The organism is Paenibacillus sp. ALJ109b (assembly GCF_010747435.1).
GTDB lineage: Bacteria > Bacillota > Bacilli > Paenibacillales > Paenibacillaceae > Paenibacillus > Paenibacillus taichungensis.
Window position 1 is genome coordinate 190,531 of the sequence record NZ_JAAIFP010000019.1, and the last position, 11,670, is coordinate 202,200.

Annotated in this window: 8 protein-coding genes; all 8 read right to left on the reverse strand. The window is 45.7% G+C overall.

Features of this window, described 5'->3' with window-relative positions; genetic code table 11:
• Positions 1–2: 2 nt before the first annotated feature.
• Complete coding sequence (gene pstC / locus G3352_RS19845; RefSeq protein ID WP_099858708.1) at positions 3–911, reverse strand: phosphate ABC transporter permease subunit PstC; 909 nt, start codon at positions 909–911, stop codon at positions 3–5.
• A 142-nt stretch (positions 912–1,053) separates the two neighbouring features.
• Positions 1,054–1,977, reverse strand: coding sequence for a phosphate ABC transporter substrate-binding protein PstS family protein (locus tag G3352_RS19850; protein WP_163759082.1), 924 nt, complete (start codon positions 1,975–1,977; stop codon positions 1,054–1,056).
• 551 nt (positions 1,978–2,528) lie between these two features.
• Positions 2,529–3,821 carry an arsenic transporter gene (locus G3352_RS19855; RefSeq protein WP_163759084.1) on the reverse strand — a complete coding sequence of 431 codons (1,293 nt, stop codon included), beginning with the start codon at positions 3,819–3,821 and terminating at the stop codon, positions 2,529–2,531.
• A gap of 190 nt (positions 3,822–4,011) precedes the next feature.
• Positions 4,012–6,108: a methyl-accepting chemotaxis protein gene (locus G3352_RS19860; protein WP_163759086.1), complete on the reverse strand. Its 2,097-nt coding sequence runs from the start codon at positions 6,106–6,108 to the stop codon at positions 4,012–4,014.
• A gap of 219 nt (positions 6,109–6,327) precedes the next feature.
• Positions 6,328–7,371, reverse strand: a complete 1,044-nt coding sequence (locus tag G3352_RS19865; RefSeq protein WP_163759088.1) for an EAL domain-containing protein — start codon at positions 7,369–7,371, stop codon at positions 6,328–6,330.
• A 213-nt stretch (positions 7,372–7,584) separates the two neighbouring features.
• Entirely contained in the window at positions 7,585–9,843 is a 2,259-nt protein-coding gene (locus G3352_RS19870; RefSeq protein WP_076290636.1) for a bifunctional 2',3'-cyclic-nucleotide 2'-phosphodiesterase/3'-nucleotidase, read from the reverse strand.
• A 478-nt stretch (positions 9,844–10,321) separates the two neighbouring features.
• On the reverse strand, positions 10,322–10,738 hold the full coding sequence (locus tag G3352_RS19875; RefSeq protein ID WP_163759090.1) for a pyridoxamine 5'-phosphate oxidase family protein: 417 nt from the start codon (positions 10,736–10,738) through the stop codon (positions 10,322–10,324).
• 419 nt (positions 10,739–11,157) lie between these two features.
• On the reverse strand, positions 11,158–11,616 hold the full coding sequence (locus tag G3352_RS19880) for an NUDIX domain-containing protein (RefSeq protein WP_163759093.1): 459 nt from the start codon (positions 11,614–11,616) through the stop codon (positions 11,158–11,160).
• Positions 11,617–11,670: the final 54 nt, after the last annotated feature.

Consider the following 11,670-nt stretch of genomic DNA (forward strand, 5'->3'; position numbering starts at 1 on the left):
TTTCATACCCGGTTCCTCCTTTCAAGCAGGCGAACCAGAATGACGAAGACAAAGGTCATCACTAGCAGGACAAGCGCCATACTCCACAGTGCATTATTATGAACAGATCCCATCGTGGTGTTACCCATACTCAGGGTGATTACACTCGTTAACGTTGAAGCCGATTCCAGCAGTGATGTCGGTACATGCGGTGCATTCCCGATAACCATCTGTACGGCAAGAGCTTCACCAAATGCGCGAGCCATACCGAGTACAATCCCTGTCAACAAAGCTGGAAGAACGGTCGGGATAATGACACGGTAGATCGTTTGCCAGCGAGTTGCCCCCAATGCGTAGGAGGATTCACGCAGACCTTTCGGCAGTGCAGACAGTGCATCTGCCATAATGCTTGTTACAGTAGGCAAAATCATAACAGACAGAACCAAACATCCGGCTGCAATCCCGACGCCGGCTCCGCCAAACATGCTGCGTAATAAAGGAACGATCACACTGAGACCGATAAACCCGTATACAACGGAAGGAATACCGGACAGCAGCTCAATCGCAGGTTGCAATATCTTTTTACCTTTACCTGGTACAATCTCGGTCATGAAGAGCGCTGCACACAAGCTAAGTGGACTTGCAATCAGAGCTGCAAGCAATGTTGTTATGAATGAACCGGTAATGAACGGTAACGCTCCGTAGGCAGCGGGTTCCCCCGTTGGATTCCACGTTTTTCCGGATAAAAATTCACGTAAACTTACGCCATTCTGGAAAAAGGTCGACAAGCCTTTGGACGCTACAAAATAAACGATGGAAAACATGACAACGATCAGGAAAACGACACAAATCGACGTATAGATCCGTCCCGTCCACTCTTCCCAATAATGCTTTTCTCTCAAGGGCCGGCGCGGTTTCAACTTGTTGTTCATTACCGTTCCCCCTTCGGTCTGTTCCATAACAACCATCCTTCTATAGTAGAATTCATGCAAAATATGGGATTAATCCAGAGCAAACCGCGCAAAGAGGCAGGACCTGGGTCCGCCTCTCTCGCTGTATGCGCAAGTTCAAAGATTATTGAGTCACAGTGCCTGCTGCGTCACGTTTTACTTTCATGCCGGATACCGGGATGTAACCAAGCTCCGTCACGTCGCTTTGTTGAATTTCGTCACTCAGGATGTAGTCGAGGAATGCTTTTGTTGCTGCATCCGGGTCACCTTTAGTGTACATGTGCTCGTAAGCCCATACCGGATAAGTTCCTGCTTCTACGTTCTCAACTGTTGCTTCAACACCTTCGTATTTCAAAACTTGCAGGCTGTCATCCAGGTAGGACAGAGCCAGGTAACCAATTGCGCCCGGCGTTTCAGCTACGAGCTTTTTAACTGTACCAGAGGAATCTTCCTGAATAGAACCTTGGATATCTTCCACTTTTGTTCCCAGTGCAAAGTTCTCGAATGTTGCACGAGTACCGGAGCTGCTAGGACGGTTTACGATAACGATCGCTTGATCAGCACCGCCAACATCTTTCCAGTTTGTGATTTTACCAGAGAAAATGTCGATCAGTTGTTGTTTCGTCAAATCTTGTACACCTGCATCTTTGTTGCTTACTGGAGCGATGGCTACAACAGCCACTTGGTGATCTTTCAGTTCGCTTACTTTTGCTGCGTCATCGATTTTCTCTTCTGCAAATACGTCAGAGTTACCGATTGTAGCTTGTCCGTCGGATACTTGTGTCAAACCAGTACCACTACCGCCGCCTTGCACTTGTACCGTTACGTTTTTATATTCATCAACTGCCATAAATTTTTGTCCAGCTTGCTCTACCAGAGGTTGCAGTGCTGTTGATCCAACAGCCAGAATGTTACCGCTAAGTTCAGTAGCAGTTTCTCCTGTGGAACCATTGCTTCCCTCTGTACCAGCGTCATTTTTCGATCCGCATGCTGCGAGAACCAGTACGAACGTTAAGGTCATCAAAATGAACGGCAACTTTTTAAACATGTTTTGTTTTCCTCCCCCAATTTAGTGACGGTGATTTACTTTTATTTTTGTTCACCATCAACTCTTTATTCATTGTAGTTTCGTTATGTCATCTCAAAATCAATGTTTTGTAAACGCAATGTTAAAAATGTTGGGCTGTGGATTGAAATACATCTGAGACAAATTGCGCTAAAGTGGCAGCTCCGGGAACGGACGTTGTTTCAATCGCTGTTATCCCCGGATTTATATGATTTACTTTTCTAAAGGAATACATCCGGGGATAAAGGCGAACGCTTCGCTTTTACACACTCGTTCCGTTCCCTGCGCTGTGTCAGCGCTGGTGGGGTCCCAGGCATTTTAATCCTCAGCCTGAGGGGTGACAAAAAGAGAAGGCCAGCACTATAGATGGCTGTCCTTTGTGTACATGTTTTAATGTAGAAAAAGAATTTGTTTCTTCTATAGAAGAAACAAAAAAAACTGCCTCATAGCTAGTAGGTAGCACCAGCGTATGAGAGCAGCTTTTTACAATAAGTTGGATCATATGATAATTGTTAGTGTAAAATGCGATTTTACTAACCTAGAATCCATAGCCATAACGCTAATCCGGCCAAGGTGATTAATAGTGTGGGAATGGTTAAGATGATGCCTGCCTTGAAATAATATCCCCAAGTAATTTTCACACCTTTGCGGGACAGCACATGCAGCCACAGTAATGTCGCAAGTGAACCAATTGGCGTCATTTTGGGACCCAGATCGGAACCAATCACATTGGCATAGATCAGCGCCTCACGCACAATACCTTCGGTGTGTGCACCCTGAATCGCGAGTGCGTTAATCAACACGGTGGGCAGATTGTTCATTACGGATGACAATATCGCTGCGATCATGCCCATTCCCACTGAGGCAGCCAACAGACCATGGTCTGCGATAGTATCAAGCCAGCGGCTTAGGTGATCGGTTAAGCCGGCATTGCGCAGTCCATACACCACGATATACATGCCAACTGAGAACACGACAATGGACCATGGGGCTTCTTTGATCACGCGTTTCAGGTCCACAGCTTCGCTCTTTCTTGCCAATATAGCGAACAAAAGAGCTACGGCACCAACGATAACCGATACGGGAATCGGCAAAAACTCACTGGAAGCATAGGCCACGAGCAGCAGCACCAGCATGAACCAGGCGATGCGGAACATCCGCGGATCACGAATAGCTTCCCTGGGATCACGTGCTGCAGAGATATCGTAGCGAAGCGGGATGCTTTTGCGATAAAACAAGAACAACATCCCTGTACTCGCCACGATGGAAAAGAGATTGGGTACGATCATCCGCACCGCATACTCCACAAATGTAATACCAAAATAATCCGCAGATACGATATTCACCAGGTTGCTGACGACCAGCGGCAACGACGTTGTATCCGCGATAAATCCACTAGCCATAACAAAAGCAAGCACCATGCGCTCATCGAACTTCAAAGCACGTACCATCGCGAGCACAATCGGGGTAAGAATTAGCGCTGCACCATCATTGGCAAAGAGCGCCGACACCGCCGCCCCGAGCAAAATGGAATAGATAAACAGCCTACGTCCATTTCCTCCTGCCAACCTTGCCATATGAAGAGCGGCCCATTCGAAGAAACCTGTCTCATCGAGTATTAATGAAATCATAATAATGCCGACAAAAGCGAGCGTTGCATTCCATACGATGGACGCTACATCAGAGGCATCGTTCGGACTGACGACACCACACATCAATGCTAGCAAAGCTCCACCCATGGCGGACCAACCAATACCTAATCCGCGTGGTTGCCAGATAACCAATGTGATGGTCAGGACAAAAATCAGAATTGCTACATATGTCATAAAGCCTCCTGCGCCGATATATTCATCATGTTTTGGAGCATGATATAAGAATGGCCTGCCAGATATGATTACACCGCAATTCTTGCGGATAAACCAGACGCTATAGTTATACAGGGCTGCAGGAGAAATGTCTATCTTTATTTCCTTCTAACTTCTATAGAAACTGAGATATAAAGATATCGCCTAATGGTTAGGACTTGTCCCCATCCTTCGGCGTGTCCTCTACCATTTTGAACATACCCAACAATCCTTGTAATTGCTCGGCCATACTGTTCAGATGTGCCGAAGACGAAGCGATCTCCTCCACAGATGCCAGTTGTTCCTGAGAAGACGCCGAGACGGATTCCGTATTCGCAGCAGATTCTTGGGTCACGATCGAAATATCGTTCATTGCTTTGGCAACGTGGGATGCACCATGCTCCAATTGCTTCGTTGTTTCGGACAAATCATCCAGCGTATGAACAGCATCCTCTACAGCCTCTCGTATCTGGGCAAAGGATTGCCCAGACGTATTCACGGCCTGGATTCCGTCCCCAACTCGAGTCTGAGCTGAATTCATAGCTATCAGGGCAGCATCCATGTCCTGACGGATATTATGAACAAGTTCACCGATCTGTGCAGCCGAGCTTCCCGATTCCTCTGCAAGCTTCCGCACCTCACCCGCAACGACAGCGAAACCACGGCCAGCATCTCCCGCTCTTGCCGCTTCAATGGAAGCATTCAGAGCCAGCAGATTGGTCTGCTTCGAGATGGTAGCAATCACATCTACCATGCTGCCAATTTCTACGGACCGTGCATTCAATGACTGAACTACCGTCGCCAGCTGTTCTACCGTTTCCTGAATGCTATTCATCTGCTCTACTGCCTGACCTGCAGCCTCATTACCTGAATAGGCCGCTCCAGATGTATGACGCATATTCGTTGTAATGGATTGCACACGCTCAGACATCATGCGAACATCTTCCGCCATTTGGCTCATTTGTCCTGATCCATCCGATACACTCTTCACTTGCTGCTCGGCACCCTCGGCAAGTTCCTGAATAGCCAGCGTTGAATGCTCAATGGCTTTGGTTGTTTGATCTGCACTGGCGGACAATTCCTGCGAAGAGGCAGATACCTGCTCTGCCGTTTCCTGCACACCCAGAATCATCATGCGCAGATTGTCGACCATTCGTTCAAAGTACTTCGCCAGATCGCCTACCTCATCTTTGCGTCCTGTGTCCAATTTTACCGTCAGGTCGCCTTTACTTACGGATCTGGCGGATTCCTGCAGACGTTTAATCGGACGCAGCATCGAACGTGTAAACCAGATAATAAATATCAACGTTAAGAAGGTTGCCGTCAGAAGGACCAACAGGGTAGCCATTCGAATGTCTTTACTTGCATTTAATATTTCACTCTTGAACATTGTACCGCCAATTTTCCACCCGGTTTCCTCATTAGTAGAGAAAATCATGGTCTTTGAATCACCATTATAGATATAACTGAATTCGCCTTCCTTGCTCTCGAACATCGCATCCAAGGTAGTCGACTGCTCCTGTGTACCAGTTTCCACGACTGGAGATACGATATAATTTTTGTCCGCATCCATAATGATGACGTACCCGTCCCTGCCCACTTTAATCGAAGCCTGCTCACGCAGTTCGGTCAGATCCAGGGAGAGACCTACTACACCGGATTGATCATCAAGCGTTTTGGAGACAAATACAACTGCAATGCCGTCCGTATTCTTGGATACAGGGGACACTACTGGAGTACCCGGTTTCTCCATTGCGAGCTTGTACCATTCTCGTTCCCGAGGATCATAAGCGGACCCTTGTGAGCTTCCTGCAGATTCCTTGCCACGAACCATGACTCCCTCTTTGGTCCCCACAAAGATATTTATAGCATCCGGATGCAGCCCAAGATACTGTTTCAATTTCGTCTCAAGCTCAGGGCTTTCATCTTGTCCTTTAATCATGTCAGTCACAATCAAACTGGCAAAATAATTGATATCATGGATCTTTGCATCCACATGTGTTCCAATAATTGAATTCGTTGTGTCTACACTTTGTTTGGCACTATCCATCAGCTGGTCTTCCACCGTATGATCAGCGATAAGCATCGTAACGATCCCAATGGTTAGACTCGGCAAAAGTAGTACCGCCAGGAAGGATACCAATAATTTGTTCCTTATGCTCCAGACGAAGCCTTTTTTCTTTTTGTTTTTCTTCTTCGGTTTATTATCTTTGGGCTTGGCTGGCTTGATTGCTGCCTTTTCTTGCTCATTCCCCCGAATGTTCCCCATCTTGCTTCTCCCCCTCCAAATATACATCTGCCCTTTTTCTTTTTTTATGTAGGACCTCTCCAACCTGACTAAATAAGGTGTCACATAGACCCCCATCTAATCTAAAAGCCTATCCTATATATCGGCTGAGGGAGCGTATTTATAAATTTACATAGCATGTCAAACAAGCCACTCCGATCATACGAAGTGACTTGTTGGTACGACTATATTTTATTGCATTCACGCAGAGGTTTTTCCGTAGGGACCTTGTGGTGGATATGCGGTTGGCTTACCAAAATAATACCCTTGTGCCAAATCAATACCCACGGATCGACAGAATTCAAATTCCTCGATTCGTTCAATGCCTTCAGCTAGTACCCGCCCGCCAAATCGACGTGACATCTCAACAATATCGATAATTTGCTGCTGTTTGTTCAAATCATGATCACAATGATCAATGAGACTCCGATCTATTTTAACAAAATCCGGCTTAAGCCGATTCATTACTTCGATCGTCGAGAATCCGGCCCCCACGTCATCCAAGGCAACCGACATTCCATGAGAACGATACACCTCAAAAATATGCTTCAAGATGGACATATGCTGAATCTGTTCCGTTTCCACCACTTCAAACACAAAATCCTTAGGGTCTAGCGAAAGGCGTTCAATCGTCTCAAATGTGTGTGTCAGGCAATATTCGGGGTTATAGATGGAGGAAGGCAGGAAATTCACGAAACGTTTGACACCATGCCGTAAAAGAACGGCACTCGTCTCAATGGCAGCAATACGTGCTGACCGATCTAGAAAAGAATGCAATCCGGTATCCCGTGCCACTTCAAATAATTCATACGCACTGAAGGGTCTACCCTGTTCAGCAGGACGAAGTAAAAATTCAAATCCGATAATCTGCTCCGATGCATCTACGATCGGCTGCATATGACTGCTGAATTGATGCTCCAGGATAATGGAGACCAGATCCGCATGTTTGAGTCGAGCTGCCTGCATGGAGAGACTAATCCAGCTATCAGCATCTGCCTGGCCATACAGTGGAGTGATCTGAACCGTTAACTTCTCTGGCAGGGTTGCTTCAATCTTGAGAATGTCCTCAATACAATGTTGTGCAGATTCAAGATTCATAAAATGCATCCAGATGAGTTCATCCGAATGTTCGACATGTCTTCCCTGCTTTTGCAGTGCTTCAAGCAAAGCGGGGGAGATGGGACGCATATACAGGGTACCTTGATCCTCTATAGGATGAATTGGACTGCAGCCACTGCAATTCATGTAGAACCCCCTTGCCAGTTTGTGATTCTATCTCATTAATGTTTACTGGTATATACCCAAAGTTTGTAAATATTATAGCATGGGTCTTAAAATTTATCTCTACTGTTTTGGTGACTTCAACTATGACGGTTACTGAAGCATTAACGTATCAGCATAGCATGAAAAAGACCGACAGTCTGATGACTGTCGGTCTTCATTTACCGCTAAATAATCTTAAGAAGCGGGAATTACGATTTTCTGTCCAACTTTAAGGTTGTGCACATTTGTAATTTTATTTACGGAAACCAGCTTGCGCCAGTCCACACCGTATTTCAAGCCAATGCGGTAGAGGTTATCTCCTTTTTTCACTACATGTACCACTTTGCCACCAGCTGGTTTCTCAGGTTGTGGTTTGGTTGTAGGTTTAGTTGGAGTTGGGTCTGGCTTCGTAGGCGTTGGAGTTGGCTCCGTACCTGTTTCTGGAGTCGTTGTTGCTTCTCCTGTCAATTTCAAACCATACTCAGCAAAACCATCATCGTTCGTACCGATGAAGGACATCGCCGGGTTTGCTTCAACCAGCGCTTTGGCATCTGGGGAAGAAGCGAATACCACTTCGAGATCGTTAATTGCAGCTGCCGTTACTCCTGCTGAAGGCTTAATTGGTGCAAGCGACCAGTTGCCGTCTGCTGTCGGGTTAATCGTTTTGTTCTCACGGATGTAATCAATGATAACTTGACGGTTCTCATCCGGTGCAGCCAAGACGATACGTTTACCGTCCGGGTTAGCCAGTTTGGACGAAGAAGCACGATAGTTATTCGTTGCCACGATGAATTTTTGTGCTGGATCAACCGGTTTGCCATTGAAGCTCAGGTCTTTAATCCGGTTAGCTGAAGCATTTACAATCGTTGCTTTGCCATCGTATTTCGCTGGTTGAGTTACATCAATTTGGTACGTAACACCATCGATAACGTCGAAGTTATACGTTGGGAAGTCCATATTGACCAATTGTTGCTGTCCACCTTTTGCCGGATCGATCTGGTTAAATTGGCCAGCAGACCATTCCAACCATTCTTTCAGCTCAGCGCCATTAACCAACACAGCATGTACCGTATTTGGATACACGTACAAGTCAGCTACGTTTTTAATCGCAATGGTGCCTTTAGGGATATTCGTGTAGTACGAAGCACCTGAACGTCCGCCTGCTTTGAACGGAGCTCCTGCAGACAATACAGGGATATCTTCGTATTCTGTTCCTTGCATATGTTTTTCGACATACCATTTCTGTGCATTGGTTACGATCTGGATGGATGGATCATCCTGAACCAGTGCAAAGAAGCTGTTGATTGGAGCTGTCGTTTCGCCGACTGGGCCACGCACATACTCAAGCGTACCTTCATGTTCGTCATGAACAGCGTCAACGATCTCTTGATCAGCATCTACCAGAGCTTTTTTGTTAGCTGTGTCATAGATAGGGCGTGCCTCCACTTTGGAGTCTGCCACTTTCCACTTACCGTCTACCAGTTCCAGATCCAGATCGATAATTCCAAGGTGGTCACCCCAGAAGCCTGGTTCAACGGAAGGAACACCATTGATTGTACCTTTTTCAAGGTCTACACCTTTTTTACCGGCAAAATCAGCGCTCGGGAATACTTTATGGGCATGTCCGAACAGAATGGCATTAATGCCTTCAACCTGGCTCAGATACAATACCGAGTTTTCCATCAGATCCGTTTGTGGAATATCCTCAAAACCGGAGTGAGGAATAGCTACAATAATGTCGGCACCTTCAGCCTTCATTTTAGGAATGAATTTTTTCGCAGTAGCGATAATGTCTTTGGCAATGACTTTGCCTTCCAGATTAGCGCTGTCCCACTGCATTACTTGTGGTGGTACAAATCCGATGACACCCACCTTGATCGTGTGCTCTTTGCCACTCTCGTCGGTAACTTTTTTGTCTAAAATTTTATACGGGGTAAAGTAGTTCTTGTCATTCGTCTCATCGTCGTCACCGTCATCTACATAAACGTTGGCATTGATGTAAGGGAAATTCGCACCTTCCAGCGTCATGTCGAGGAAGTCCAAACCATAGTTAAACTCATGGTTACCGATGTTTCCTGCATCATAATCGAGCAGGTTCATCGCTTTATATACAGGGTGAGTCTCACCCTTTTTGAGTGGATCAATCTTCGCTACATAATCCCCGAGCGGGTTACCCTGGATCAGGTCACCGTTGTCGAACAGCAAGCTGTTCTTCGCTTCGTCACGGGCTTTTTTGATCAGTGTAGCTGTCTTCGCCAGACCATACTGGTCTGTCTCTTTGTCGGAATAGTAGTCATAGTTAATCAGGTTGTCGTGAATGTCCGTTGTTTCCATGATCCGCAATTTAACCTTGGTAGCGTCCGCTGCCGATACAGGTACCGGAAATACCGCAAGCACGTTTAATGCAACCAAAGCGGCAGTCAGGCTTGATAATACTTTTTTACTCTTTCTCAAAATAACCCCTCCCGGTTATGTACATTGAATCATGCATTAGTGAGCAAACGAATAAGCGCAGAAATGTGAAAGATCTCATGGGTTGTGCGTACTGATTTTCCGATCGTATGGTTCAGAATCTCAGGTTAGTTTATCTCACATGAACATCTATTCATATCTGTGCGTATCGTTTACATTCCAAATCATAACGCAATGTTCAGCCATTGAAAAGCATTATTTTTTACGTTATCCGCACATACCTGCCCCAGTTTACAATAACATGCGTGATTTCGACATCTTTTGCATCTTTTTGAATGAAAATAGTTTACTCACGCTGTTAAAAACGTATATTACATGTGTCTTACATCTATATCCATATTAGCTGAATCGACCCATATCAAAAAACCGTGAAGCCTTATGGCGTTCACGGTTGGCTATATCTTTTCCAAATAGTTGGCATGGCCTTCCACTCAGAAAAGGTGATTTTCAATATCTAAAATTACTGCTCCCACACCTGATGCTCATGATCTTTGTCGGTGTATTCAATCCGATTCGGGGTAATGTCCAGAATGACATAATTGGGATCGTTCGGGCCGTCAAACCAAGCTTTTAGTTCATCATTCCATACCTGTTCTCGCAAACCTTCATTTTTTGTCACTTCGCACGTTCCTTCAATCTCGACCACTTCCTTGGAGCCACCCGCTTCATAACCTAGCAAAAGGCTGACATTCGGATTATTCTCCAGCTCCTCTACCTTGTGCGTACGGCGGTTTGTCGCCAGATGAATGTTCATTCCATCGTTGAAAAGCGCCATATAGCGAGATTTCGGTTTACCATTCTCCACCGTGGAGAAACTGCAAAAAGGGTTGTTTTCCAATGCTTTTACAATGTTTTGTTCCAATTCAGTCTGGTTCATGGGAAATGCTCCTTTCGATTTGGGGGTATATAAGCTGAACTAACTATCATTACACTGAAGCACTCCGCTGACAGACTACCTGCGTGGGCAGCCGTTACGGGTACGGATCGTTCTTTCGATCGCTGTTATCCCCAGATTTTTTTTGAAATCCTATTTCATAGGATAAAATCCGGGGATAAAGGCGAACGCTACCGCTTCTTCAGAATCGATTCCGTCCCCTCCACTACATCCACATTTCTTCCAATTAAGATGCTAAGCCAAAGTTTAGATAGAATGCTTCGCTTAATTAGGCTTCTGTCCACTTCGTTGCCGTGTAACTCTTGGTTCCGCTTATATTAAGATTTTATATAAGCCTGTACTTATAGTGTACCCACCTCATCTATGGTGAATCCATGAACCCGTTCGTAAACGTGACAGTTTTAATTCAAATCTCCTAGATAAATGCGTGATGCATTCTTATTCTGCAACAACTCACCAATTGTTTTTGGATATAGGCGAACCTTTGGCAGCTCTTCGAGAGGAATCCATTCTACAGCGACCTGATGGTCGTCTGGACTGGAGCCTTCAAAGATCGTAGCTTTCGGATCAACTAACTTGCATTCAAAATAAAATTCAACCTGGTGGACATCGGCATCCCACTCGGCAAATTCATGGTTTTTTCCGATATACTCCCGGATATGCAATAGTTCTCCCACAGTCACCGCCTGTCCAATCTCCTCCAGACATTCACGGGCAACAGCATCCTTAAGTTCTTCGCCTTTCTCCTGTCCTCCGCCAGGGAAAACATAAGCGTCACCATATTGATCCTCCAACCGGATCACCAGCAAACGTCCATCCTGTACAATAACAGCCTTCGCCGAATTACGTATCGGTTTCATGCTCTACTTTCACTCCTTACAAACTCGTATACTTCGATCTCTGGCCCTCGAATA